This window comes from Glutamicibacter sp. BS14, assembly GCF_056934375.1.
The window spans coordinates 1,735,267-1,760,309 of sequence record NZ_CM167801.1; the positions used below are offsets into that span (position 1 = coordinate 1,735,267).

General features: G+C 58.2%; 35 protein-coding genes and 1 pseudogene. 32 read left to right on the forward strand and 4 right to left on the reverse strand.

Features of this window, described 5'->3' with window-relative positions:
- Positions 1-4: 4 nt before the first annotated feature.
- The 6 genes from rplV (at position 5) to AC1Z36_RS08225 (ending at position 2,642) form a co-directional block, all read left to right on the forward strand.
- A complete protein-coding gene (rplV, locus tag AC1Z36_RS08200) occupies positions 5-370 on the forward strand; it encodes a 50S ribosomal protein L22 (RefSeq protein ID WP_013349683.1) in 366 nt (121 codons plus the stop codon).
- A complete protein-coding gene (rpsC, locus tag AC1Z36_RS08205; protein ID WP_013349682.1) occupies positions 371-1,153 on the forward strand; it encodes a 30S ribosomal protein S3 in 783 nt (260 codons plus the stop codon).
- Positions 1,154-1,570 carry a 50S ribosomal protein L16 gene (gene rplP / locus AC1Z36_RS08210; protein ID WP_105657662.1) on the forward strand — a complete coding sequence of 139 codons (417 nt, stop codon included), beginning with the start codon at positions 1,154-1,156 and terminating at the stop codon, positions 1,568-1,570.
- A 2-nt stretch (positions 1,571-1,572) separates the two neighbouring features.
- Positions 1,573-1,836 (forward strand): 50S ribosomal protein L29, encoded by a 264-nt coding sequence (rpmC, locus tag AC1Z36_RS08215; protein ID WP_105657661.1) that lies wholly within the window; start codon positions 1,573-1,575, stop codon positions 1,834-1,836.
- A complete protein-coding gene (gene rpsQ, locus AC1Z36_RS08220; protein WP_105657660.1) occupies positions 1,836-2,123 on the forward strand; it encodes a 30S ribosomal protein S17 in 288 nt (95 codons plus the stop codon). The genes rpmC and rpsQ overlap by 1 nt, the downstream gene beginning before the upstream one ends.
- A gap of 99 nt (positions 2,124-2,222) precedes the next feature.
- Positions 2,223-2,642, forward strand: a complete 420-nt coding sequence (locus tag AC1Z36_RS08225; RefSeq protein WP_402741110.1) for a RidA family protein — start codon at positions 2,223-2,225, stop codon at positions 2,640-2,642.
- Here the strand turns inward: AC1Z36_RS08225 and AC1Z36_RS08230 are convergent.
- On the reverse strand, positions 2,639-3,427 hold the full coding sequence (locus AC1Z36_RS08230; protein ID WP_105657658.1) for a helix-turn-helix domain-containing protein: 789 nt from the start codon (positions 3,425-3,427) through the stop codon (positions 2,639-2,641). The genes AC1Z36_RS08225 and AC1Z36_RS08230 overlap by 4 nt on opposite strands.
- A 71-nt stretch (positions 3,428-3,498) precedes the next feature.
- Here AC1Z36_RS08230 and AC1Z36_RS08235 point away from each other — a divergent pair, with 71 nt between their 5' ends.
- The 20 genes and pseudogenes from AC1Z36_RS08235 to rplQ form a co-directional block, all read left to right on the forward strand.
- A complete protein-coding gene (locus tag AC1Z36_RS08235) occupies positions 3,499-4,002 on the forward strand; it encodes a VOC family protein (protein WP_105657657.1) in 504 nt (167 codons plus the stop codon).
- A gap of 145 nt (positions 4,003-4,147) precedes the next feature.
- Complete coding sequence (locus tag AC1Z36_RS08240) at positions 4,148-5,065, forward strand: endonuclease/exonuclease/phosphatase family protein (RefSeq protein WP_181148850.1); 918 nt, start codon at positions 4,148-4,150, stop codon at positions 5,063-5,065.
- Positions 5,066-5,577: 512 nt separating this feature from the next.
- Entirely contained in the window at positions 5,578-5,949 is a 372-nt protein-coding gene (gene rplN, locus AC1Z36_RS08245; protein WP_013349674.1) for a 50S ribosomal protein L14, read from the forward strand.
- Positions 5,950-5,951: 2 nt separating this feature from the next.
- Positions 5,952-6,296: a 50S ribosomal protein L24 gene (gene rplX / locus AC1Z36_RS08250; protein ID WP_013349673.1), complete on the forward strand. Its 345-nt coding sequence runs from the start codon at positions 5,952-5,954 to the stop codon at positions 6,294-6,296.
- Entirely contained in the window at positions 6,296-6,865 is a 570-nt protein-coding gene (gene rplE / locus AC1Z36_RS08255) for a 50S ribosomal protein L5 (protein ID WP_038992189.1), read from the forward strand. Before rplX ends, rplE begins: the two co-directional genes overlap by 1 nt.
- Before the next feature lie 57 nt (positions 6,866-6,922).
- On the forward strand, positions 6,923-7,321 hold the full coding sequence (gene rpsH, locus AC1Z36_RS08260; RefSeq protein ID WP_013349671.1) for a 30S ribosomal protein S8: 399 nt from the start codon (positions 6,923-6,925) through the stop codon (positions 7,319-7,321).
- A 20-nt stretch (positions 7,322-7,341) separates the two neighbouring features.
- Positions 7,342-7,878: a 50S ribosomal protein L6 gene (gene rplF / locus AC1Z36_RS08265; protein WP_105657655.1), complete on the forward strand. Its 537-nt coding sequence runs from the start codon at positions 7,342-7,344 to the stop codon at positions 7,876-7,878.
- A 2-nt stretch (positions 7,879-7,880) separates the two neighbouring features.
- A complete protein-coding gene (gene rplR / locus AC1Z36_RS08270; RefSeq protein ID WP_105657654.1) occupies positions 7,881-8,252 on the forward strand; it encodes a 50S ribosomal protein L18 in 372 nt (123 codons plus the stop codon).
- A 29-nt stretch (positions 8,253-8,281) separates the two neighbouring features.
- The gene (gene rpsE / locus AC1Z36_RS08275) at positions 8,282-8,959 is read left to right on the forward strand and encodes a 30S ribosomal protein S5 (RefSeq protein WP_181148849.1); all 678 of its coding nucleotides are present in this window, start codon (positions 8,282-8,284) and stop codon (positions 8,957-8,959) included.
- A gap of 3 nt (positions 8,960-8,962) precedes the next feature.
- Positions 8,963-9,169: a 50S ribosomal protein L30 gene (rpmD, locus tag AC1Z36_RS08280; RefSeq protein ID WP_073705901.1), complete on the forward strand. Its 207-nt coding sequence runs from the start codon at positions 8,963-8,965 to the stop codon at positions 9,167-9,169.
- 2 nt (positions 9,170-9,171) lie between these two features.
- Complete coding sequence (gene rplO, locus AC1Z36_RS08285) at positions 9,172-9,624, forward strand: 50S ribosomal protein L15 (RefSeq protein WP_105657652.1); 453 nt, start codon at positions 9,172-9,174, stop codon at positions 9,622-9,624.
- 256 nt (positions 9,625-9,880) lie between these two features.
- On the forward strand, positions 9,881-11,185 hold the full coding sequence (gene secY, locus AC1Z36_RS08290; RefSeq protein ID WP_105657651.1) for a preprotein translocase subunit SecY: 1,305 nt from the start codon (positions 9,881-9,883) through the stop codon (positions 11,183-11,185).
- Complete coding sequence (locus AC1Z36_RS08295) at positions 11,182-11,754, forward strand: adenylate kinase (RefSeq protein WP_105657650.1); 573 nt, start codon at positions 11,182-11,184, stop codon at positions 11,752-11,754. The genes secY and AC1Z36_RS08295 overlap by 4 nt, the downstream gene beginning before the upstream one ends.
- A gap of 145 nt (positions 11,755-11,899) precedes the next feature.
- A complete protein-coding gene (gene map / locus AC1Z36_RS08300) occupies positions 11,900-12,733 on the forward strand; it encodes a type I methionyl aminopeptidase (protein ID WP_105657649.1) in 834 nt (277 codons plus the stop codon).
- Positions 12,734-12,963: 230 nt separating this feature from the next.
- Entirely contained in the window at positions 12,964-13,185 is a 222-nt protein-coding gene (infA, locus tag AC1Z36_RS08305; protein ID WP_013349662.1) for a translation initiation factor IF-1, read from the forward strand.
- Positions 13,186-13,310: 125 nt separating this feature from the next.
- Positions 13,311-13,424, forward strand: a complete 114-nt coding sequence (rpmJ, locus tag AC1Z36_RS08310; protein WP_013349661.1) for a 50S ribosomal protein L36 — start codon at positions 13,311-13,313, stop codon at positions 13,422-13,424.
- A gap of 148 nt (positions 13,425-13,572) precedes the next feature.
- Positions 13,573-13,947: a 30S ribosomal protein S13 gene (gene rpsM / locus AC1Z36_RS08315; RefSeq protein WP_105657648.1), complete on the forward strand. Its 375-nt coding sequence runs from the start codon at positions 13,573-13,575 to the stop codon at positions 13,945-13,947.
- A 43-nt stretch (positions 13,948-13,990) separates the two neighbouring features.
- Complete coding sequence (rpsK, locus tag AC1Z36_RS08320) at positions 13,991-14,392, forward strand: 30S ribosomal protein S11 (protein WP_038992179.1); 402 nt, start codon at positions 13,991-13,993, stop codon at positions 14,390-14,392.
- 170 nt (positions 14,393-14,562) lie between these two features.
- Positions 14,563-15,564, forward strand: a complete 1,002-nt coding sequence (locus tag AC1Z36_RS08325; RefSeq protein ID WP_105657647.1) for a DNA-directed RNA polymerase subunit alpha — start codon at positions 14,563-14,565, stop codon at positions 15,562-15,564.
- An 82-nt stretch (positions 15,565-15,646) separates the two neighbouring features.
- Positions 15,647-16,087, forward strand: a pseudogene (gene rplQ, locus AC1Z36_RS08330) (50S ribosomal protein L17); the annotation flags it as partial.
- Between the two features lie 164 nt (positions 16,088-16,251).
- On the opposite strand, the gene AC1Z36_RS08335 reads toward rplQ, so the two are convergent.
- Both AC1Z36_RS08335 and AC1Z36_RS08340 read right to left on the reverse strand, forming a co-directional pair.
- Positions 16,252-16,692: a hypothetical protein gene (locus AC1Z36_RS08335; protein WP_105657645.1), complete on the reverse strand. Its 441-nt coding sequence runs from the start codon at positions 16,690-16,692 to the stop codon at positions 16,252-16,254.
- 127 nt (positions 16,693-16,819) lie between these two features.
- Entirely contained in the window at positions 16,820-17,272 is a 453-nt protein-coding gene (locus tag AC1Z36_RS08340) for a hypothetical protein (RefSeq protein WP_146112909.1), read from the reverse strand.
- 168 nt (positions 17,273-17,440) lie between these two features.
- Here AC1Z36_RS08340 and truA point away from each other — a divergent pair, with 168 nt between their 5' ends.
- The 6 genes from truA (at position 17,441) to AC1Z36_RS08370 (ending at position 23,488) form a co-directional block, all read left to right on the forward strand.
- Complete coding sequence (truA, locus tag AC1Z36_RS08345; RefSeq protein ID WP_286134203.1) at positions 17,441-18,376, forward strand: tRNA pseudouridine(38-40) synthase TruA; 936 nt, start codon at positions 17,441-17,443, stop codon at positions 18,374-18,376.
- Positions 18,377-18,701: 325 nt separating this feature from the next.
- Positions 18,702-19,145, forward strand: a complete 444-nt coding sequence (rplM, locus tag AC1Z36_RS08350; RefSeq protein ID WP_105657642.1) for a 50S ribosomal protein L13 — start codon at positions 18,702-18,704, stop codon at positions 19,143-19,145.
- 38 nt (positions 19,146-19,183) lie between these two features.
- Positions 19,184-19,684, forward strand: a complete 501-nt coding sequence (rpsI, locus tag AC1Z36_RS08355; RefSeq protein ID WP_060702200.1) for a 30S ribosomal protein S9 — start codon at positions 19,184-19,186, stop codon at positions 19,682-19,684.
- A 169-nt stretch (positions 19,685-19,853) separates the two neighbouring features.
- Positions 19,854-21,200, forward strand: a complete 1,347-nt coding sequence (glmM, locus tag AC1Z36_RS08360) for a phosphoglucosamine mutase (protein WP_105657641.1) — start codon at positions 19,854-19,856, stop codon at positions 21,198-21,200.
- Positions 21,201-21,348: 148 nt separating this feature from the next.
- Complete coding sequence (locus AC1Z36_RS08365; protein WP_105657640.1) at positions 21,349-22,722, forward strand: UDP-glucose dehydrogenase family protein; 1,374 nt, start codon at positions 21,349-21,351, stop codon at positions 22,720-22,722.
- Positions 22,723-22,780: 58 nt separating this feature from the next.
- Positions 22,781-23,488, forward strand: coding sequence for an SDR family NAD(P)-dependent oxidoreductase (locus AC1Z36_RS08370; RefSeq protein ID WP_483561933.1), 708 nt, complete (start codon positions 22,781-22,783; stop codon positions 23,486-23,488).
- Positions 23,489-23,501: 13 nt separating this feature from the next.
- Here the strand turns inward: AC1Z36_RS08370 and AC1Z36_RS08375 are convergent, their stop codons facing one another.
- On the reverse strand, positions 23,502-24,950 hold the full coding sequence (locus AC1Z36_RS08375) for an NAD(P)H-hydrate dehydratase (RefSeq protein ID WP_166650718.1): 1,449 nt from the start codon (positions 24,948-24,950) through the stop codon (positions 23,502-23,504).
- Positions 24,951-25,043: the final 93 nt, after the last annotated feature.

Sequence of the window (25,043 nt, forward strand, 5' to 3'; positions counted from 1 at the left end):
AGCAATGGAAGCCAAGGCAATTGCGCGTCACATCCGCGTAACGCCTATGAAGGCCCGGCGCGTCGTCAACCTTGTTCGTGGTCTGCAGACCAACGAAGCACTGGCCATCTTGAAGTTTGCCCCACAGGCAGCTTCGGAGCCGGTATACAAGGTTGTCGCATCGGCAGTGGCTAACGCCCGTGCCGCCGCGGACCGCGCAGGTGAAGCATTCAATGAGGACGAGCTGTTTATCAGCGAAGCGTTTGTTGACGAAGGTCCGACCATGAAGCGGTTCCAGCCGCGTGCACAGGGTCGCGCATTCCAGATCAAGAAGCGCACCAGCCACGTGACTGTGGTTGTTTCAACCACGCAGAAGGGTGGGGAGAACTAAATGGGACAGAAGATTAACCCGAACGGTTTCCGTCTCGGCATCACCACCGATCACGTTTCCCACTGGTTCGCTGATTCCAGCAAGCCAGGCCAGCGTTACGCTGACTACGTGAAGGAAGATGTCCAGATCCGCGCCCTGCTGTCTAACGGCATGGATCGCGCTGGCATCGCCCGCGTCGAGATCGAGCGTACCCGTGACCGCGTACGTGTGGATATCCACACTGCACGTCCAGGTATCGTCATTGGTCGTCGCGGCGCAGAAGCTGACCGTATTCGTGGCGAGCTGGAAAAGCTCACCAAGAAGCAGGTTCAGCTGAACATCCTCGAGGTCAAGAACCCTGACATGGAGGCCATGCTGGTCGCCCAGGGCATCGCCGAGCAGCTTGCTTCACGCGTGGCTTTCCGCCGTGCGATGAAGAAGGCAATGCAGTCGGCAATGCGCGCTGGTGCCAAGGGCATCCGCGTTCAGTGCTCCGGTCGACTTGGCGGCGCAGAAATGTCCCGCAAGGAGTTCTACCGCGAAGGCCGTGTGCCACTGCACACCCTGCGCGCGAACATCGACTTCGGCAAGTTCGAAGCCAAGACCACCTTCGGCCGTATCGGCGTGAAGGTCTGGATCTACAAGGGTGACGTAACCGCCAAGGAACTGGCTGCACAGCAAGCTGCTGCTCCAGCTCGTGGCGGCCGCGGTGGCGGCAACGACCGTCCACGTGGCGGCGAACGCCGTCGTCGTAACGATCGCAAGGGCGCTGCAGCTCCGGCTGCGGAAGGAGGACAGGCTTAAATGCTTATCCCACGTCGTGTGAAGTTCCGCAAGCAGCACCACCCAAAGCGTTCGGGTGCTGCCAAGGGCGGTACCACCGTTGCTTTCGGTGAGTACGGCATCCAGGCGTTGACCCCGGCTTACGTGACTAACCGTCAGATCGAAGCCGCTCGTATCGCCATGACCCGTTACATCAAGCGTGGCGGTAAGGTCTGGATCAACATCTACCCAGACCGTCCGCTTACCAAGAAGCCTGCCGAAACCCGCATGGGTTCCGGTAAGGGTTCGCCGGAGTGGTGGGTCGCCAACGTAAAGCCAGGACGAGTCATGTTTGAACTCGGTGGCGTCAGTGAAGAGGTAGCTAAAGAGGCATTGCGTCTTGCAATCCACAAGCTGCCAATGAAGGCACGCATCGTGCGTCGTGAAGGTGGTGAATAGGGATGTCTATCGGCTCGAAAGACCTTAGCATTGAGTCCCTGGACGGCTTCGATACCGCTCGTTTGAACGAGGAATTGAAGAAGGCCAAGGCAGAACTGTTCAACCTGCGTTTCCAGTCGGCTACCGGCCAGCTGGATTCCCACGGGAACCTGAAGACCATCAAGCGCGATATTGCACGCATTTACACTGTGCTGCGCGAGCGCGAGCTGGGCATTCGTCAGGATGTCGTTGTTCCGGTTGAAGAAACCAAGAAGGATTCCAAGTAATGAGCGAGAAGGAGAACGGTGTGGATAACGCTACCGAGCGTAACGACCGCAAGACCCTCCGTGGTTACGTGGTATCTGACAAGATGCAGAAGACCATCGTCGTAGACGTTGAGGACCGTGTTAAGCACGCCCTTTACGGCAAGGTCATGCGTCGCAACAAGAACGTGAAGGCTCACGACGAGAACAACGACGCCGGCATCGGCGACTTGGTTGTCATCGCTGAGACCCGCCCGCTGTCTGCTGACAAGCGCTGGCGTCTCGTTGAGATCGTGGAGAAGGCTAAGTAAGCTTTCGCTTCGATTTCACGGATCTCGTGATTGAAGAATGCCCCGAACACTTCGCAAGAAGAGTTCGGGGCATTTCTGTCTTAAAAAGCAGTGAATAAAATGCCACACTGGACTATGGAACAGATCAGGAAACTGCGTCCCGCTGGCCTTGTCAACTCCCCAGCTTTCAGCCACGTAGCCATCGTCCCGCCGGGTGCCACGACTATCTATGTTGGCGGGCAGAACGCCGTAGACGGCACAGGGCAGCTGATCGGAGCCGGGGATGCCGCAACGCAGGCGACCAAGGCACTGGGAAACGCCAAGCTCGCACTGGCGGCGGCCAGCGCGGGATTCCAGGATGTAGTGCAGTGGAACGTGCTGCTGGTGGAAGGAACCGACGTCAACAGCGTCTATGGAGCCTTAGGTGAACAGTTGGCAGCCACTGAACCACCCCTGGTGTCTGCAGCCTTCGTTGCGAAGCTCGGTGTGCCAGGTGCGCTGGTTGAAATCAGTGCCGTGGCGACGGTACTGCCAGACTAGCTCCGGCCCTTTCGATAGGTATCAGGGGAGTAGCCCAAGACTTTGCGGAAGTCTGCCGCTAGATGGGCTTGATCCGCATACCCCATTTCCGCTGCGATGCCAGCGATAGAAACTGCAGTGTCCGCGCGCAGCCGATGAGCTGCCTCTTGCAAACGGTACCGCCGAATCACCGCCAGCGGAGCCAGTCCCAAATACCTTTCCGAAATCCGTTGCAGACTGCGTGTACTGAGCGACAAGCGATGGGCCAGTTGGGAGACCCTTACGATTCCGCGCTCCGCTGCGACGGTGTCGAGCAGCTTATTAGCTTGGAGGCCAGAACTTGTGGCTGCTGGAAGGTGAGCGGTGAGCCACGAATCGAAGAGCTCGGCACAGGCCGAACCGGAGTTCCCGTGGCCGGGTTGAGTCTTCATCCTTGTTATCGAGGCCAGCAGCCCAGGTGCGCTGAACTGGATTTCCTGGTCCAGCAACTCTGCGGGGGACACATTGAGAGCCTGCGCAGCCGCTGGGCGCAACAAGGCGGAGACTGCCCAACTGCTCCCGGCCAGGTCGCGGTGCGAAGCGCCGCTGGCCGGGCCGGATAGCGTAATGCCTTCTGGCTCAATGACCAGATTCATTTGCGGAAAGGGCAGGAGTTCTTGCCGTGAGGTACGTCCGGGCGCGATGTTCCAATCCACCAGCCAAAACCAGGAGACCAATTCCTGCAGTCCTGGACCGGGGGAGAATCGCTCGATTGCCGGTAGCCGGGCAGGATAGAGAACGCCTCGCGGATCCGGTGCTGATTCCATGGCCTCTACCACCCGTGCAGGTTGTCGCATATCTACAAGAACCAGCGTGCCACACAGACTAGCCTAGGGACATGGAAAATCAAGATGAAGTCACGCAAGGTGTGACGGGAATGCATACAACTGCCGGTGTCCCTCATGGATTCACCAGTCTGACGCCATTCTTGGCTGTGCCCAACGCAAGGGCAGCGCTGGGGTTCTATGAAGAAGTATTCGGTGCGACAGTGGTAGATTCCACCGAAATGGGAGGCGTTGTCGTGCATGCAGAAATTGCATTCGGCAATGGCCGTTTGCAGATCGGGGAACCTTCGCCGGCCTACGGACTAGTCAGCCCGCCAGCTGCGCCGAATGCCTGCTATTCCTTGGGTTTCTACTGCGAAAACGCAGATGAGGTGGTGGCCAGGGCCGAGGCTGCCGGTTCCAGTATCCGAGAACCACTGGGCAACTTCGTCTCGGGTGACCGCTTCGCTTCGATTCTGGATCCCTTCGGTGTGCGCTGGTCCATCATGTCCAGGGTGGAAGACCTGTCGCTGGAAGAGAGCGCCCAGCGCGTCGCGCAGTGGGCCTCGCAGCAGTGATGAAGAAGCCAAGGGCAGTCGCAATCGCATCGAGCCGCTATCGTACCTAGGCGGAAGTGTCCTTGCCGGAATTGTCATCTGCTTCGAATAGGCTCGGATGATGATGACGATGACGCGTGCCCGAAAACCTTCCCTGGGATGGCCTATGGGTACGCTTCTTGTTGCTTCCCTAGCTATTGGCATACTCCCGTATCTGGGTTTCCCCGGTGCAGGATTGATTCCCAAGCTTCAGGCATTCCAGCCATATCTGTTGCTCTTCCCGGCAGTGGTTCTGGTTATCGGGCTACTGCGCAAGCAATGGCTCATCAGCGGGTTCGTGCTGGTGTTCCTGCTCTGCGGTACACTGCCCAACGTGCAATGGAGCTCTCCCGCTGGCCAGACCGGAAACGGCAGCTCCGAGCTGGTTCTCCTATCGTTCAATGCCCTGAAGGCAGGAGCGAATCCGGCGCAGCTCGCTGAACTGATCAGGGACACGGATCCGCAGATTCTCGTCCTTGTTGAAACCAGCGAACCAATGCACCAGCAACTCGCAGGGCTGGACGCGCTGGATGGATTTGGCTATCGGAGCCAAGAGGCACCCGCCGGGGGAGAACGGGATACCGTGATTTTCTCAAAGTACCCATTGCAGGAACGCTCCACCGATCTGGATTCAGCGGACACCGGTTGGTACTCCTTGCCGGTTGCCGATGTGCAGGCACCCGGTGGGATCGTGCGGGTGGCCGGCATCCATGTCTATCCGCCGGTTGGCGTTGCGCAACGATGGAGCCAGGGCTTGGAAGCAGTCATCGACTGGTCGAATCAGCAGCGTGATCATCCCGTTATCCTTGCTGGCGACTTCAACTCAGTTCGCTCCCATCCAGGATTCCGTGCCCTGGGGGACGGGTATGCGCAGGCTGATGGAATCTGGCCCCGCGCGACCTGGCCAGCCAGCCGGAGCTTCCCGCTATTGATCGGCATTGACCATATCGTGGCGAAGGGCCTGTCCATCACGGGCTCTTCTTCTCACATCATCGACGGCTCGGATCATCTTGCGGTGAGCGCCACGGTCGAATTCCGTCGCTGAGCAATGATTCCTGCCGGTGACGGCCGGATGCTGGAGCTGCCCAGGGCTGACCGAAAAATAATTTCACTTTTGGCGATTCAGCCGCTTTTTATCTTCTGTGGCGCATGGGCTACCTCGAATGACACTCTGATGCCACCGCAAGCGACCAGTTGCCCAGCTGGATGGCAGTACCAAAACCCCGAAATTCAGCGAATCTGCGGTGTCCTTGGTGTGACGAACGACGCTCGCTTTTCTCTTACCACACCATTTCGGATTCGCGCCACTCTAGGCTAGACTTAAGAATCTGTGCGCATCATGCCCGGGGACTATCCACCTTCGACATAATGCAGTGCGGTCCAAATCCGTTTGGCCGCGCAAGTGCAGCCTCGATATTTTACGCCTCGGCCCTGCCGGCATTTGGGATCAGCATTCGGTGCGCCCGCGCCAGTGGGGGTAAGCGATACGTATCGTGGAGACCATATCCGTTCCGCAAGGCTCATTCATGAGAACCAGCGAGACGACAGGAGTAAGAAGTGATTCAGCAGGAGTCGCGACTTAAGGTTGCCGATAACACTGGTGCTAAGGAAATCCTTACCATTCGTGTTCTTGGTGGCTCGAAGCGTCGCTACGCAAGCATTGGCGACACCATTGTCGCTACCGTCAAGGATGCAATTCCTGGCGGCAACGTAAAGAAGGGCGACGTCGTAAAGGCAGTCGTCGTTCGCACCAAGAAGGAAATCCGTCGTGCAGACGGTTCCTACATCAAGTTCGACGAGAACGCTGCAGTTATCCTCAAGGGTGACGCTGCCGATCCTCGTGGTACTCGTATTTTCGGCCCAGTGGGCCGCGAGCTTCGTGACAAGAAGTTCATGAAGATCGTTTCGCTGGCTCCGGAGGTGCTGTAACCATGGGCGCAAAGATCAAGAAGGGTGACCTGGTTCAGGTCATCGCTGGCAAGGAACGTGGCTTGCAGGGCAAGGTCCTGAAGGTCATTACCGAGTCCAACCGCGTGCTGGTCGAAGGCGTTAACCGCGTCACCAAGCACACCAAGGCAGGTCAGACCGAATCCGGTTCGACCACCGGCGGCATCGAGGTTGTCGAGGCTCCAGTGCACGTTTCCAACGTTGCAGTGGTTGACCCAGAGACCAAGAAGCCAACCCGCGTCGGCTTCCGCGAGGAAACCGTAGAAAAGAACGGCGTGTCCAAGACTGTACGCGTTCGTTACGCCAAGGCTTCCGGAAAGGATCTGTAATGACTGAAGCAGCCACCAAGATCCAGCCACGTCTGAAGGCTAAGTACGCAGCTGACATCCGCCCTGCCCTGCAGGAGCAGTTCAACTACGCCAACCCAATGCAGGTACCATCCCTGACCAAGGTTGTCGTGAACATGGGTGTTGGCGAAGCAGCCAAGGACTCGAAGCTCATTGAAGGCGCCGTACGCGACCTGACCGCAATTACCGGTCAGAAGCCAGTGGTTACCAAGGCCCGCAAGTCGATCGCACAGTTCAAGCTGCGCGAAGGCATGCCAATCGGTACCCACACCACCCTGCGTAACGATCGCATGTGGGAATTCGTCGACCGCCTGATCACCCTGGCACTGCCTCGTATCCGCGACTTCCGCGGCTTGAGCGACCGCCAGTTCGATGGCAATGGCAACTACACTTTCGGTCTGACCGAACAGTCGATGTTCCATGAAATCGATGTGGACAAGGTTGACCGCGTACGTGGTATGGACATCACTGTCGTTACCACCGCCAAGACTGATGACGAAGGCCGTGCCTTGCTTAAGGCTCTGGGCTTCCCATTCAAGACCAACAACTAATCTCACTACGTTACAGGTCCGCTAAGGAAACCGTAACGAGGAAGGGCTGAAGCCCACATGTCTATGACAGATCCAGTCGCAGATATGCTGACTCGTCTGCGCAACGCCAACTCGGCTTACCACGACACTGTGTCGATGCCGTCGAGCAAGCTGAAAGTGCGCATTGCTAACATCCTCAAGGAACAGGGCTACATCGCCTCGTTCGAGGAAGTAGCAGCAGAAGTCGGCAAGACTCTGACTATCACTTTGAAGTACGGCCCATCGCGCGAGCGTTCGATCGCTGGCGTACGCCGTATCTCCAAGCCAGGTCTTCGCGTTTACGCAAAGTCCACCAACCTGCCTCACGTGCTCGGTGGTCTTGGTATCGCTATCCTGTCCACCTCCTCCGGTCTGCTTACTGACCGTCAGGCTGCAAAGAAGGGCGTGGGTGGGGAAGTCCTCGCCTACGTCTGGTAACGGGAAAGGGGAAACATACAATGTCACGTATTGGACGTCTTCCGATTTCCGTACCTGCCAACGTTGAGTTGAACGTCGACGGCCAGCTGGTCGCCGTCAAGGGTCCTAAGGGTGAACTTTCGATCACCGTTAAGGCTCCAATCACCGTTGCCAAGGACGAGAACACTGTTACCGTCAGCCGCCCGAACGACTCCCGCGAGGCTCGTTCGCTGCACGGTCTGACCCGTACCTTGATCAGCAACATGATCACTGGTGTAACCGATGGTTACGAGAAGAAGCTCGAAATCCACGGTACCGGTTACCGCGTACAGGCTAAGGGTGCCGAGCTGGAGCTTGCTCTGGGCTACTCGCACCCAGTGAAGGTTGCTGCCGTTGAGGGCATCACCTTCTCGGTCGAGGGCAACAACAAGATCACCGTTGCCGGTATCGACAAGCAGCACGTCGGTGAAGTTGCCGCTAACATCCGCAAGCTGCGCAAGACCGAGCCTTACAAGGGCAAGGGCATTCGCTACGCTGGCGAGATCATCCGCCGCAAGGTCGGAAAGGCTGGTAAGTAATCATGGCTATCGGAATCAAGGGCAAGAGCAAGTCCGCTCAGCGCGGTCGTCGTCATCAGCGTTTGCGCAAGCACATCGTTGGTACCTCCGTTCGTCCACGCCTGGTTGTCAACCGCTCGGCTCGTCACATCTTCGTACAGATCGTAGACGACTCGCAGGGTATCACCCTGGCCAGCGCATCGACCATGGAAGCAGATCTTCGCGCAAGCGATGCCGACAAGACCGCAAAGTCCAAGCGCATTGGTGAGCTCGTTGCAGAGCGCGCCAAGGCTGCTGGCATCGAAGCAGTTGTCTTCGACCGCGGTGGCAACAAGTACCACGGTCGCGTGGCTGCTGTTGCTGACGGCGCACGTGAAGGTGGGCTGGCACTGTGAGCGAAGCAACTAACAAGAAGGAAACTCAGGTGTCTGAAGCTACTGAAGCAGTCGAGACTGCATCGGCTCCCGCTACCGAGAACGCAGGATCCCGTCGCGGCGAAGGCCGCGGTCGTGGTGAAGGCCGTGGACGTGGCGAAGGCCGCGGTCGTGGTCGTGACCAGAAGGATAGCCGCAACGAAGACAAGGACAAGTTCCTTGAGCGCGTTGTAGCTATCAACCGCGTCTCCAAGGTCGTCAAGGGTGGTCGTCGCTTCAGCTTCACCGCACTTGTGGTCGTTGGCGACGGCAACGGTATGGTCGGCGTTGGCTACGGTAAGGCCAAGGAAGTTCCTGCTGCTATCGCAAAGGGCGTAGAAGAGGCCAAGAAGTCCTTCTTCCGCGTTCCACGCGTTGGCACCACCATTCCACACCTGGTCAAGGGTGAGGCCGCCGCTGGCGTTGTCTTGCTCCGTCCAGCAGCTCCTGGTACCGGTGTTATCGCCGGTGGCCCAGTGCGCGCCGTGTTGGAATGCGCAGGCATCCACGACATCCTGTCGAAGTCGATGGGTTCGCAGAACCAGATCAACATCGTTCAGGGCACCATTGCTGCACTGAAGGCTCTGGAAGAGCCTGAAGCTGTTGCAGCTCGCCGCGGTCTTCCGCTGGACGAGGTTGCACCAGCAGCAATGCTGCGTCACATCCAGGCCCAGAAGGCAGGTGCTTAATCAATGGCTAAGAACATTGTTCCAAGCGATGCCAAGCTGGCAATCACCCAGGTCAAGTCCATCATTGGTGGAAACCAGAGCCAGCGCGACGTTGTTCGCTCGCTGGGTCTGAAGCGCATCGGTCACACCGTTGTTCGCACCGCCGATCCTGTGACTGTTGGCATGGTCAACAAGGTCCCACACCTGCTGAAGGTCGAGGAGGCGAAGTAGAGATGGCTGAAGAAAAAGCACTTAAGGTTCACCACCTGCGCCCAGCTGAGGGTGCCAAGACCGCTAAGACCCGCGTGGGTCGCGGTGAGGGCTCCAAGGGTAAGACCGCAGGTCGCGGTACCAAGGGTACCAAGGCTCGTTACCAGGTGAAGGCAGGCTTCGCAGGTGGTCAGCTTCCGCTGCACATGCGTCTGCCAAAGCTGCGCGGCTTCAAGAACCCATTCCGCGTCGAGTTCCAGGTTGTAAACCTGGACAAGATCTCGGAACTGTTCCCAGAAGGTGGCGAAGTCACCGTCGAGGCACTGGTTGCCAAGGGCGCCGTTCGCAAGAACCAGCCTGTCAAGGTGCTGGGCACCGGCGACATCACGGTTAAGGTTGACGTGAAGGTTAACGCCTTCTCGACTTCCGCTTCCGAGAAGATCGCTGCTGCTGGCGGCTCGGCAAACACCCTCTAATACAGGGTCAAGCCTTTGAATGGTCCCGGTTCGCGTTGAGCAATCAACGTGAACCGGGACTTTCTTTTTCTCTCGGCGAAACATTCTAAGATTTCTTATAATTGCTTGGCTGATTAGTCGGTTTAGGATCATTCCTGCAAACATTTGTGTGCATTTCGTGTGGCGCATTTGGCAGGATTGCCTAACAGACCGCTAGAATCGTTAGGTCTGGGAAGAATCTCTTCCTCAGGCTCAAGCACTTACTTCAGGAGGACGCTTGTTCAGCGCCATAGCCCGAGTTTTTCGGACGCCTGATCTGCGCAACAAGTTGCTGTTCACGCTTGGGATCATTGCGATCTATCGTGTCGGTGTATTCATTCCCGCTCCGGGCATTGATTACAGCAACGTTCAGCAGTGTCTGGCAATGGGTGAAACCACCGGTGGACTTTATTCATTCGTGAACCTGTTCAGCGGCGGCGCCCTGTTGCAGGTCTCGGTTTTCGCAATGGGAATCATGCCGTACATTACTGCGGCAATTATCGTCCAGTTGCTGCGTGTGGTGATCCCGCACTTCGAGGCCCTGCACAAGGAAGGCCAGGCCGGCCAGGCCAAGATGACGCAGTACACGCGTTACCTGACCATCGCCTTGGCACTGCTTCAGGGAACCACCTTGGTCACCCTGGCCCGTACCGGCAGCCTGTTCCCAAGCTGTACCCTTCCGCTGGTCCCGGATGACTCGTTGATTGTCATCCTGCTGATGATCATCACCCTTACCGCAGGCACCGGCCTGATCATGTGGATGGGCGAGTTGATCACCGAGCGCGGCATCGGCAACGGCATGTCCATCCTGATCTTCATCTCCATCGCTTCGGGTTTCCCATCCTCGATGGGCGCCATCTTCCAGGCGCAGGGCATCATGACCTTCATTGGCGTGCTGCTGGTGGGCTTGTTGATTGTTGCTCTGGTGGTCTTCGTCGAGCAGTCCCAGCGACGTGTTCCGGTGCAGTACGCCAAGCGCACCGTGGGACGCCGCACCGTGGGCGGCACCTCCACCTATATTCCTTTGAAGCTGAATATGGCGAACGTGATCCCAGTGATCTTCGCCAGCTCCATCCTGGCTTTGCCGCAGATGATCGTTCAGTTCAACCAGAACGATGATGGCACCTTGCCCCAGTGGGCGATGTGGCTGCAGGAGCACTCGGCGACTTCATCGCCGTGGTACATGCTGGTGTACACCTTGATGATCATCGGCTTCACCTACTTCTATGTTGCGATTACCTTCAACCCTGAAGAGGTCGCCGACAACATGAAGAAGTACGGCGGATTCATTCCGGGCATTCGTGCTGGTCGTCCGACCGCCGATTACCTGCAGTACGTGATTTCCCGTATTACCTTCCCGGGCGCGTTGTACCTTGCGTTCGTTGCGTTGATCCCGCTGATTGCCTTCGTGCTGTTCAACGCTGACCAAAGCTTCCCATTTGGCGGTACATCGATCCTGATTATGGTTGGTGTGGGTTTGGAAACCGTCAAGCAAATCAATGCTCAAATGCAGCAACGGAACTATGAAGGGCTTCTGCGATGAGTCGACTGCTTATTATTGGACCACCCGGTGCCGGCAAAGGCACCCAGGCCGTAAAGATCTCCGAGCGCTTGGACATTGTCGCCATCTCGACCGGCGACATCTTCCGTGCCAACGTCAAGGGCGGCACCCCGCTGGGTCTCGAAGCCAGCAAGTACATTGACAACGGAGACTTTGTACCTGATTCGGTCACCAACAACATGGTTGAAGACCGCCTGAACCAGGACGATGTCGCCAAGGGCTTCCTGCTCGATGGCTACCCGCGCACCAGTGCGCAGGTGGACGCGCTGGATGCGATGCTGGCCAACAAGGGCATTGCCCTGGACGCAGTGCTGCAGCTGACCGCTGATGACGACGAGCTGGTAGCCCGTCTGCTGAAGCGTGCGCAGATCGAAGGCCGCGCCGATGACACCGAAGAGGTCATCCGCCACCGCCTGGGCCTGTACAACGACGAGACTCGCGTCGTTGTGGAGCGCTACGAGGAACGCGGCATCGTGCGCAAGGTCGACGGCCTGGGCGCTATCGACGAAGTCACCGAGCGTGTTCTTGCAGCGTTGAACGTCAACGCCTAGACACAAGCGCTACAACGCGCAGGGACCGTGCAGCAACAATGGATGTTGCAGCCCGGTCCCTGCGCACTTTTTGCATTGATGGACCTTGCGGTTGCCGGCAGCGGCACGCGGCAAGGACATCACACTTTGAGGCAGGGGAATCACATTGGCTTTAGGACAGCCGAAAATCGAGTACAAATCCAACTCCGAGATCCTGAAGATGCGCCAGGCCGGATTGGTGCTGGCTGAAGCGCTGGACGAAGCCGTTGCGATGGCTCGGCCCGGGGTGCGGACCGAAGAGATCAACCAGGCCTTTGGCAAGGTGCTCGAACGCCACAACGCGACCAGCAACTTCCTTGGCTACCATGGCTTCCCAGCGAACATCTGCGCTTCGGTCAATCACGAGGTAGTCCACGGCTTCCCATCGGACTACGAGCTGAAGGACGGCGACGTGCTGAAGATCGATGGCGGCGCCATCATCGACGGCTGGCACTCCGACTCGGCACGCACCGTGCTGGTGGGCGAGAACATCGACCCAGCTGACCAGCGCCTGAGCGACATCACCGAGCAGGCCATGTGGGCCGGCATCGCCGCGGCGGCCAACGCACGCTTCATCGGCCAGATCGGCCAGGCCATCGATGACTTCGTCACCAGCCAGCCAGGCGACGAGCTGGGCATCCTCGAGGATTACTGCGGCCATGGCATCGGTTCGCAGATGCACATGGCACCGGATGTGCTGAACTACAACTCCGGGCACCGAGGCCCGCGCATCAAGCCGGGCATGTGCTTGGCCATCGAGCCAATGCTGGTTCGCGGTGGTATCGAAACCTCCGTGCTGGAAGACGACTGGACTGTTGTCACCAACGACAAGTCCAACGCCTCGCAGTGGGAGCACACCGTGGCATTCCACATGGGCGGCATCTGGGTATTGACCGCGCACGATGGGGGAGCGGCCGGGCTGGCCCCATTCGGCGTCACCCCATCGCCGATCCAGGGCTAGCACCAGCCTGGAAATCATCGGATCCAGTACGCCACATGGCTGTGGCGTGCTGGATCTAACATTTTAAATGTCAATGAACGATTGGCACTGTGTGGACTAATGCCGTATCGTTGTTTGTTGGTTCCTGATTTAATTGCGCCTAAAACCCTCGGGTTTTCGGTACAGGGATCAAGGACCAGAACCAATTACTTGTTGGTGGAAATTGCCAACAAAAAAAGTTAGCGGGGAAAATGGGCAAGAAGGAAGGCGTCATCCAGGTAGAGGGCACCGTCTCGGAAGCACTGCCGAACGCGATGTTCCGCGTGGAGCTGCCGAATGGACACGTAGTGCTCGCCACTATCTCGGGTAAGATGCGTCAGCACTACATTCGAATCCTCCCAGAGGACCGAGTGCAGGTTGAAATGAGCCCATACGACCTCAACCGAGGTCGCATCGTTTACCGCTACAAGTAAATCTGCAGAATCCAAGACTTTCCCAGCGTGCGAAGCGCAATCTTGTGCTACGGCCGCTGAAGGATGTTCTTGGACAAAGCTTTTTACTGCTCCACATTTAACTGCAACCGCAAAAGGACAAAGCCTTGAAGGTTAACCCTAGCGTGAAGCCGATCTGCGACAAGTGCAAGGTGATCCGTCGTAACGGCGTGGTCATGGTGATCTGCGAGAACCCACGCCACAAGCAGCGTCAGGGCTAATTCCGTTTTTACGGGATTCCCACGCGTAGTCAATTAGGCAGTATCAGCTAGGACGAAAGTCCTGGTGTACCCCCGGATTCGGAGGCCGGGGCCGTGAGCAATCACGGAAGGTACTGCTCCAGACCTCCGTTCGTTGAAAGGTAGCCACTTGGCTCGTTTAGCAGGCGTGGACATTCCACGCGAGAAGCGCGTAATTATCGCGCTGACTTACATCTACGGCGTGGGCAAGACCCGTGCAGAAGAGACCATCGCAGCGACCGGCATCAGCCCGGACACTCGCGTCAAGGATCTCACCGATGACCAGCTCGTGCAGCTGCGCGACTTCGTCGAAGGCACCTACAAGGTTGAAGGTGACCTGCGCCGTGAGGTTCAGGCTGACATTCGCCGCAAGGTTGAGATCGGATCCTACGAAGGTATTCGTCACCGTAAGGGCCTGCCGGTCCGCGGTCAGCGCACCAAGACCAACGCACGTACCCGTAAGGGCCCGAAGCGTACCGTCGCAGGTAAGAAGAAGACTCGCTAAATCTTAGCGATCTAGTTCAAATACTTTTTTCGTAGGAGAAGAAATGCCCCCAAAGACTCGTGGAGCGGTACGTAAGCCGCGTCGCAAGGACAAAAAGAATATTGCGCAGGGACAGGCGCATATCAAGAGCACCTTCAACAACACCATCGTATCGATCACCGATCCGACTGGCGCTGTTATCTCGTGGGCTTCGGCCGGCGAGGTAGGCATGAAGGGTTCGCGCAAGTCGACCCCATACGCTGCCCAGATGGCTGCTGAGTCCGCTGCAAAGCGCGCTCAAGAGCACGGCATGCGCAAGGTTGACGTTTTCGTCAAGGGCCCAGGCTCGGGACGCGAAACCGCGATCCGTTCGCTGCAGGCTGCTGGCCTTGAGGTTGGATCCATCCAGGATGTTTCCCCAAGCGCTCACAACGGTTGCCGCCCATCGAAGCGTCGCCGCGTCTAATTGATTCGCTAGGCTTAGCCTAAGAAGTCACCGAAGCATTCACTCGTGGGTGCTCCGGTGACTATCTTGGACTTATTAGCCTGCAAAAAGACGAACGGCCACCTCAGGCTACCGTCGTTTCCACCCCCGTGAGGCGTCATATAGCGGACGCTCGCTGAAAGGAAATGTAAGTGCTCATTACGCAGCGCCCAACCCTGACCGAAGAAGTAGTTGCCGAAAACCGCTCCCGGTTCGTTATCGAACCACTGGAGCCAGGCTTTGGCTACACCCTTGGTAACTCGCTCCGCCGTACTCTGCTCTCTTCGATTCCTGGTGCTTCTGTCACCAGTGTTCGAATTGACGGTGTACTGCACGAGTTCACCACCGTAGCCGGTGTCAAGGAAGATGTCACCGAACTGGTCTTGAACATCAAGAACCTGTCGGTATCTTCCGAGCACGACGAGCCAGTCGTTGCCTACCTGCGCAAGCAGGGCCCGGGCATCGTTACTGCAGCGGACATCACCCCTCCAGCAGGTGTGGAGTTCCACAACCCTGATCTGCACATCGCCACCCTCAACGCCAATGGCAAGTTCGACATGGAACTGACCATTGAGCGCGGCCGTGGCTATGTGTCTGCCGCTCAGAACAAGAACATTGATGGCGAGATCGGTCGAATCCCAGTTGATTCGATCTACTCCCCAGTGTTGAAGGTGACCTTCCGCGTGGAAGCAACCCGTGTCGAGCAGCGCACCGACTTCGATCGTTTGATCGTTGACGTGGAGACCAAGGAATCGATCACCCCGCGCGATGCAGTTGCATCCGCAGGTACCACCCTGGTTGAGCTGTTCGGTTTGTTCCGCGAACTGAACACTCAGGCTGAAGGTATCGAAATCGGTCCATCGCCAACCGATGCAGCTATGGCTGCTGACATGGCGCTGCCGATCGAGGATCTGGAACTCACCGTTCGTTCGTACAACTGCTTGAAGCGTGAGGGCATCCACTCTGTGGGTGAACTCGTAACCCGCTCCGAGGCCGACTTGATGGACATCCGCAACTTCGGTGCGAAGTCCATTGACGAAGTCAAGGCCAAGCTGGTTGAACTGGGTCTGGCCCTGAAGGATTCCCCTCCAGGCTTCGATCTGGCCGCTCGTAGCGCCATCGACGATGGCGACGAATACGACGAAGGTCTGTAAGACCCGCGTCTAGCGACACACTACTTCATCCGACTGAACGAAATATTCGTCCAGTACGGGTTATTCATCTAGGAGAACCACAATGCCTACCCCTACCAAGGGTCCGCGTCTCGGCGGCAGTGCAGCACATGAGCGATTGATTTTCGCTAACATGTCGGCACAGCTCTTCGAGAACAAGAAGATCACCACCACCCTGACCCGTGCCAAGCGTCTGCGTCCACACGCAGAGCGCCTGATCACCTTCGCTAAGCGCGGAGACCTGGCTTCGCGTCGCCGCGTCCAGGCCGTCATCGCTTCGCGTTCGCGCACCAACAAGTCGATCGTTCACGAACTGTTCGAGAACATCGCACCAGCAATGGCAAACCGCGAGGGTGGCTACACCCGCATCACCAAGATCGGTAACCGCAAGGGCGACAACGCTCCTATGGCTGTTATCGAGCTCGTGATGGAGCCAGTTTCGCCAAAGCAGGCTGTCGTCAAGGAAGCCACCAAGGCTGCCGAGAAGGCTGCTGAGACCGAAGAGGCCTAAGCCCCTTCGAGCTAATGCTCTCTGCCTGCAAAGCCGAAAAAGATTCCCGTTGGATCCGCAAGGAACCAACGGGAATCTTTTTTATGCCTGTTTGCGTGAAGACGCGGGTGATTTTGCCCGTCAGTTGGAGGGCAGGGGCATCCGCATCTTGGAATTGCCTAGCTGAACGAATCCATGTCCGGGCAAGCCGTATTCAGGTATTCGGTAGCCTCGGAAGCTTCAGTCGTATCCAGTTCGGCGATCTTCTGCGAAATTTCCATCATGTTGCTGCTGTTGCCCTCAGCCATCAGGCCAGCCATTTTCTTGGTCTGCTCCGATGCCGCATTCAAGGACGTGGCAAGCTTGTTGTCCTTCGTGTTCTCAGCGGCTTCGCCCAGGATGGAATCAAACTCGTTCATGATCTCGGCATAAGCCGATGTATCGCCAGCCAAGAGCTCAGCGCTGGAGTCCTCCGCCTTCTTCTGCAGTTCGCGTTCAGCCACCTGGTCGTTGATGTAAACGCAGGTTTCCTCGGTGGACATTTTGCCTGCACTGCAACCAGTGAGCATGACAGATGCAAGGGTGAGCGCAGCGGAAGATGCCGCGAACTTTTTCAACATGGAGATCCTTAGACGATGATGATCCGATGGCCCAGCACGTGAGGCACCGATAAGTACCTGTTTATTCTATAATCAGGAGTTATTGCAGGCAGTGTATGACATGAGCGGATCGGCAAGCAGCGGGTTCCTAAGAAGCGGACGGATCAGGTTCAGAAGCGGAAGCTGGGCACGTTTCACGCACATAGTCGGTGTATTGATCTTGCAGTCCGCCCTCGGTTGCCTCAACGTCTGACGCGAGCGTTGGATCGTCAAAGTAGCGATTGGCAATGAGGTCAATGAAGTCTTGGTAGTTTTCGATTTCGGACCGCAATGCAGTGCGCAAGTGCCTATTGCCAGTTTGCTCGGAGACTTCCCGGTGGATGCCGATGGCTGTTTCCATAGCCTCAATCGCAGGTTGTGAATTCTGCGCAAGAATTCCCATATATGCCAGGGCCCACTTTTCCTCGATGGAATGTTCTACGGCCAGTTCATTAATGAGGGCGCATGATTGCTTTGTGCTCAGCTGTCCCGAACTGCAGCCGCTTAAGCAGAGCGGGACAGCAACTGATATCGCGATAAAGCTAACTGCATTCCTGAACATGGCGAGTCCTTAGAACGTTGCTAGTGAACCAGCCGCCTGCGCGGCAGGTCCGTGGAATGCACATAGGCTACTCCCGGCAGCAGCTCTCGTTTTGGCGCCTGTGGATAACGGCGTGAAGGCGGGCACTTGATTCGACGGTTGCGCGTCTGCTTACGCATAATTGAATACATGAGTACTCAGCCAGAAAGCATCGATCCAATGGGCACCACCGCATTGGGGGCCACTGCAGCACCAGCATGGATCCGCATGCGCATGGTGCTCGGATACGACGGTGCCGCCTATAGCGGTTGGGCTCGCCAGCCCAATGTCTTGGGCGTGCAGCAGCTGGTTGAAGAGGCCCTGGAAATGATGATCCGGCGCCGCGTGCGCGTGGTTGTTGCCGGACGCACCGATGCAGGTGTGCATGCCCGCCACCAGGTGGTGCACTTCGATTTGACCGAGGAAGAATACGCGGGACTGCCACGCAAGGCGCCCTTGGCTCCCGGTCCTGCGCTCGTACGCCGCATCAACGGCATCCTTGGCCGTCAAGATGGTGCCGTTTGGGTGCATGAAGCCGAACGCGCACCAGAAGGCTTCGATGCCCGCTTCTCTGCGCTGGCCCGCCGCTACTCCTACCGGATTGCCGATGGGCAGCAGCGCTGGGATCCACTGACCCGCCACCTGACCACGTGGCACCGTGAAGAGCTGGATGTCGAGGCGATGAATCGCGAGGCGCAAAGCGTGCTGGGCCGCCACGACTTCTTGACCTACTGCAAGCCCCGTCCGCATGCCACGACCATTCGTACCCTGCAGGAATTCACCTTCACCCGCGGAGCCGACGGCTTGGTGCTGGCCCATTTGAAGGCCGATGCCTTCTGCCACAACATGGTCCGTGCGCTAATCGGTGCCGCGATGATGGTGGGGGATGGGCGTGAGCAACCGGGGTTCCTGGCCCAGCGGCTGGAACAGATGGTCCGCGACTCCAAGACCAAGCTTTCGCACCCGCGGGCTCTGGTCCTCGAAGAGGTCTACTACCCAGAGGCTGAAGAACTGGCAGAACGAGCACTTCTGACCCGCGCACGGCGAACCGAAGCCGAAGTTGACGAAGCCTGCATGGAAAGCTGATTAACCGATAATCCCCGGGATCTTAAGGGTGTTGTTGCTCACGACGTACATGCTTTTTTGGCCGGAAACACTTTAATCCGCTAAACTTTTATGAGTTGTGTATGTCCACGTTCGACACTACACGCCCAAGCGTGACGGCTTAGTTGCATAGTCGCTGGTCTGCTGGGTGTGCGAACAATATATGGACGGCCGGTTATCATCAGTCCTCACCTGGCGTACTGGTCTAAACACAAGAACAACACGACAGTGCCTGTCACTGGGGGATCTCACCGCCTTCAGCCAAGCGACTGTTTGACCAGAAACGAATCAACGTAAGGCAATTACTGTGCGTACGTACACCCCAAAGCCGGCTGACCAGACTCGTCAGTGGTTTGTCATTGACGCCACCGACGTAGTACTCGGCCGTCTCGCCGTCCAGGCCGCAACCCTGCTGCGCGGCAAGCACAAGCCAACCTATGCTGCACACATGGACATGGGCGACCATGTCATCATCATCAATGCAGACAAGGTTGCACTGACCGGTAAGAAGCTGCTGAACAAGCGCGCTTACCGCCACTCCGGTTTCCCAGGTGGCCTGAAGAGCATCAACTACGCAGACTTGCTGGAAAAGAACCCAGTACTGGCTGTTGAGAAGGCCATCAAGGGCATGCTGCCTAAGAACAAGCTTTCCGATGCCCAGCTGTCGAAGCTGAAGGTCTACCGCGGCGCCGAGCACCCACACGCTGCTCAGTCGCCAAAGGCACTGGAAATCACCCAGGTCGCTCAGTAGTCCTGGCCCCGAGAAGAAATACTTAATAGGAGATTATCGTGGCTCAGAACGCTGAAGAAACCACTGAATTCGAAGGCGAGACCCCTTCGACTTACACCACCGAGACCTCTGCTTCGGCTGTAGTTGCCGAAACCGAGCGCGCTCCGCTGACCGTTCCAGGTGCAGCAGTTGGCCGTCGCAAGCAGGCTATCGCCCGCGTTCGCCTGGTACCAGGCACCGGCAAGTGGACCGTTAACGGTCGCACCCTGGAGAACTTCTTCCCTAACAAGCTGCACCAGCAGGACGTCAACGAGCCTTTCAAGATCCTTGGTCTTGAGGGTGCTTACGACGTTATCGCTCGTATCAACGGTGGCGGCATTTCCGGCCAGGCCGGTGCACTGCGTTTGGGTATCGCTCGCTCGCTGAACGAGATCGATCGCGATGCAAACCGCGCTACCCTGAAGAAGGCTGGCTACTTGACTCGTGACGCACGCGTCATCGAGCGCAAGAAGGCTGGTCTGAAGAAGGCACGTAAGGCTTCGCAGTTCTCGAAGCGCTAAACCTTGCTTCAAGGTCTTTCCAAAGGCCCTGGCATCCTGCAAAGGACGCCGGGGCCTTTGGACTTTTAACGCCGAAGACTGCAAGATCCCATTAATCTTTTCTCATCTCACTGCCAATGCGGGACTTTAAGCCGTATAAATCAATGCAGAGGGCATATGATTGAAGGCGATGGCAAGGTTATTTGGGACCGATGGGGTCCGAGGAAAAGCAAACGAACTGTTAACTCCCGAGCTCGCGCTGGAACTGGCGCAGGCGGCATCGGTGGTGCTGGGCTTGAGCCAGCCAGAGGACGGCTACAAGCCGGTCGCTGTGGTTGCCAAGGACCCGCGCATCAGTGGTGACTTCCTGTCTGCCGCAATTGAGGCCGGCCTGGCCGCCTCCGGCGTAGACGTCATGGATGCCGGCACGCTGCCGACTCCTGCGGCGGCATTCCTGGTAGGGGACCTGAACGCCGATTTCGGTGTCATGATCTCCGCTTCGCACAACGCGGCTCCGGATAACGGTATTAAGTTCTTGGCCCGTGGCGGCAAAAAGCTGGACGATGCGCTGGAAGATGCCATCGAAGCCTGCTTGAAGATGCCAAAGCCACGTCCAACCGGCGGTGAGGTAGGTCGAGTCTCGCGTTTCGCCGACGCTGAGGACCGCTACATCATGCACCTGCTGCAGGCCCTGCCCAACCGGCTGGATGGCATGAAGGTAGTTCTGGACTGCGCCCACGGCGCTGCTTCGGGCTGCTCCCCAGAGGTGTTCAAGGCTGCCGGCGCAGAGATCGTCGTGATTGGCGCAGATCCAGACGGCATCAACATCAATGACGGCTACGGCTCCACCCACCTGGAGAAGCTGCAGGCCGCTGTGCTGGAGCACGGCGCGGACCTGGGCATCGCGCACGACGGCGACGCTGACCGCTGTCTCGCAGTAGACCATGAAGGCACCGTCGTCGACGGTGACCAGATCATGGCCGTCATGGCACTGGACATGAAGGACCGCGGCGAACTCAAGGACAACACCCTGGTTGCCACCGTGATGAGCAACCTCGGCCTGACCCTGGCCATGGAAGCAGCAGGCATCACTGTTAAGCAGACCGGCGTGGGTGACCGCTACGTGCTCGAAGGCATGCGCGAAGGCGATTACTCCCTGGGTGGCGAGCAATCCGGCCACGTGATCTTCTCCAAGCACGCCACCACCGGCGACGGCGTGCTGACCGGCCTGATGATCGCGGCCCGCGTGAAGGCTACCGGCAAGACCCTGAAGGAACTTGCTGCCGTGCTGACCGTCCTGCCACAGGTGCTGATCAACGTACGCGGCGTAGACAAGGCCAGCGTTCCAGAATGCGAACCGCTGCAGCGGGCAATTGCCGCTGCTGAGGCACGCTTGGGCACCACCGGCCGTGTGCTGCTGCGTCCATCGGGGACCGAGCCAGTAGTTCGCGTCATGGTCGAGGCAGCTACCCACGAGCAGGCCCAGGCCGAAGCCGAAGCTCTGGCAGGATCGGTCAAGGAGCATCTGGCCCTCTAGGCCCAGTAGCTTCCCAGCAACCAACACGTAAATATCAAGAAAACTCACACCCCCGCAGCGCGTTCCACGCCGGAACACGCTGCGGGGGTGTGGCATGCTAACTAATAGAAACTGATATCGGTTCGCGTTCTCGGAGAGAAGGACTTTCGTGACTTTACGCATCAGCGTGATCGGCACCGGCTACCTCGGTGCAACCCATGCCGCCTGCATGGCTGAACTGGGCTATGAAGTCATTGGACTGGACGTAGACAAAGCCAAGCTGGAAGCACTGGCCGCTGGCGTTCTGCCCTTCCACGAGCCAGGCCTGCCAGAACTGCTGCGCAAGCATGTGGCCTCCGGACGCCTGCGCTTCACCGACAGCTACGCAGAAGTCGCTGCCGGCGCGGATATCCACTTCATCACCGTGGGCACCCCGCAGCGCGCCGACTCGCAATCCGCAGACATGTCCTACGTAGACGGTGCTGTGGATTCGCTGCTGGAGCACATCACCGGCGAAGCGCTGATTGTCGGGAAGTCCACCGTGCCGGTAGGCACCGCACGCCGGCTGAGCGAGAAAATTGCCCAAGACGCCAAGAACGGAAGCAGCATCGCGCTGGCATGGAATCCGGAGTTCCTTCGAGAAGGCTTCGCCGTCCAGGATACCCTGCGCCCCGATCGCCTGGTCTACGGCCTGGAGCATGAACACGGACTGGAACTGCTGCGCAAAGTCTATGCACCGATCCTTGCCTTGGATACTCCGGAGATCGCCACGGACCTGGAGACTGCAGAACTGGTCAAGGTTGCAGCCAACGCCTTCCTGGCTACCAAGATTTCTTTCATCAACGCCTTTGCGGAGGTGACTGAAACCGTAGGCGGCGACATTAAGGTCCTTGCCGACGCCATTGGCCACGATAAGCGCATTGGACGCCGTTTCCTGAACGCTGGAGTGGGCTTCGGTGGCGGTTGCCTGCCCAAGGACATTCGAGCCCTCCAAGCACGCGTCAGCGAACTTGGCCTGAGCCAGACCATGGGCTTCTTGGCTGAAGTCGACCAGATCAATTTGCGACGCCGTGACCGCGTGGTCTCGCTGGCCTCGCACATGCTGGGCAATGAGCTGGCAGGCAAGCATGTCTGCGTACTCGGCGTGACTTTCAAGCCGAACAGCGATGATGTGCGGGACTCGCCAGCACTGGATATCGCCGTCCGCCTGTACAACGAGGGCGCTGAAGTCTCGGTCTACGACCCAGAAGGCAACGCCAACGCTGCCGGCCGTTTCCCGCGCTTGAACTACGTTGATTCCTTCAAGGAAGCGGCGAAGGATGCGGACCTGACCTTGGTGCTGACCGAATGGAATGAATTCCGCGAACTGAATCCGTCGGATCTGGCGGATCTAGTGGCCAACAAGCAGCTGATTGACGGGCGCAACGTCCTGGACCGCCCTGAATGGCGGAATCAGGGCTGGACTGTTACCGGTCCGGGTGAATACTTCGAGCTGGGCAACATGGCTCCGGCAACTACCTCGATTCCGGTACAGGCTTCCTGAAGCTAGCTGCGGTACGCGACCGCAACTGCAAGAGAGGGGGAGCCGCATGGCATACACTGTGGTCACCGGCGGTGGTCGTGGGTTAGGAGCCGCGATTGCGCTGCGTCTAGCCACCGACCGCAACTTGATCATCGGCTACAGGCAGGATGAGAAATCGGCGCAGGCAGTGGCAGATAAAGTCCGTGAGCTCGGCGCGATTTGCCATGTCCTGCAGATCGACTGCGCCAATGAAGAATCAGTGGCAAGGTTCTTCGCCCGAGTGAAGGACATTGGGGAACTTGAAGGACTGGTAAACAACGCGGGATCAGCGACGGCCATCGGAAATCTGGCAGACAACGAGTTGACCGATATCGCCGCGGATCTGAACGTGAACCTTCTGGGCCCAATTACCTGCATTAAATATGCGCTGCCCCTGCTCCGGTCACATGGCGGTGGTGCAATCGTGAACATTTCATCGGTGGCGGCTGAATCCGGAAGCCCCTTCACGTACGTGCATTACGCTGCAGCCAAGGCCGGAGTAGAAGCCTTGACAGTGGGACTGTCCAAGGAACTGGCTCAGGACGGCATCCGAGTGAATGCGGTTAGCCCGGGAACGCTTTGGACTGAATTCCATAAGGATCCACAGCGCCCTGCGCAAATCGCCGAGACGATCCCGATGGGACGCGCAGGCAAGCCGACAGAAGTAGCCGGTGCGGTGGCTTGGCTATTGTCTAGCGAAGCCGCCTACACCACCGGCAGCGTTCTCAAAGTTTCTGGCGGCCTCTAGAGGGACCCAGAGCCTAGAAGCCGAACTGCTTCATGACCTTAGGCAGGTTCTCGATCAGGCGCGAAGCATTGACAGTTCCCTCTGAAGCGGTCACCCGGCCCAGGTGGCCATGAATGTAAGCGGCACACGCGGTCAGTTCCATCATGCGGCGGTTAGGCACGGTTCGCAGGCCTTCGGTGCCCGTGAGCGAGCTGTCGGAGAGCATGTAGCCCAGGATGCCGGTCAGGACATCGCCGCTGCCTGCAGTGGCCAATTCTGGTGCCGAGTGGCTCACCATCAGGCTGTCGCCATTGGGGGCCACAATGTAGCTGGTTGGTCCCTTGAGCAGGACCACGGCGTTGTATGCCAGGGCGGCCCACCGGGTCCAGCGAATCGGGTCCTGGGAAATCTCATCGGGAGTGATCTTCACTCCAGCGCGGCTGAGCAGCATGCGCAGTTCCTTGGCATGAGGCGTCAGCACGCGAGGCTGCTCGCTTGGGCCGGCAGGAACGACTTCCAATCCGGACGCGTCAATGACGGCCGGCTGCGGGCTGGCAAAGACATCAGCGATGGCGCCAGTCGGGGGAGTGCGTCCATCCAAGCCCGGGCCAATGGCCCAAGCCTTGATCTTGGCGCCCTTGCCGTGAATCTGACGGCGGGAGGAAGACAGCGCTTCCTTGATCTGCTCATCATCCAGTGGCACGGACTCCGGCACGGCGACGGCCATGAGCGGCTGAATGGATTCTGGCACGTGGGTGCGAAGCAATCCGACGCCGCAGGCTACAGCGGCCTTGGCGGTCAGCTGAGCAGCTCCGGGATAAAGGCCGGAACCGGCGATGAGTCCCAGGACTCCACGCTGGTACTTGTGCCGTCCGGCATCCCGCCAAGAGCGGTGCTGGTCCAGCAGCTCGCGAGTGGCCACCTCGTCCACAAGCTGCGTTCCAGCTTGGACGGAAGAAAAGTCGAATTCGAGATCTGCCACGGTAATGTCACCGGTAACCAGCGGTCCGTCTACAGACAGAAGACCGGATTTCATGGCACCGAAAGTTACCGTGCGTTCTGCGCGAAGAACAGAGTCCTGCGCAACGCCCGTTTCAGGATCCAGGCCTGAAGGAATATCGCAGGCCAGCACCCGTGCGCCAGCAGGAAGCTTCGGCAAATCAGAGCCGGCACGGTATCCAAGGCCGTAGATGGCGTCAATAATGAGCGAGGCATTAGCTAATTCGCCTTGACCGTCGGAGAGGTCCAGCACGGTACCGCCGGCAGCTTGATATGCTGCAGCACCTTCGGCATGGATCTGTTCGTGGCACTGCAGAGCCAGAGTGGAAATCTTCTGCAGTTGGAGCTCTGCCAGTGCATACAAGCCATCTCCACCGTTGTTGCCCGGGCCGATAAGCGCCACCACGAAAGCCGGATCGGCGCTGGAATTCTCGGTCAGCATGGCGACTGCCGTTGAAGCCAAATGGGCGGCTGCTTGCTTCATTAAGCTGGTCTCGCCCCGCTTGGAGTTCTCCTGGGCTTCAACCGCACGAATTTGCGCAACACTGTAGACAGGAATCATAAGACAAACAATACT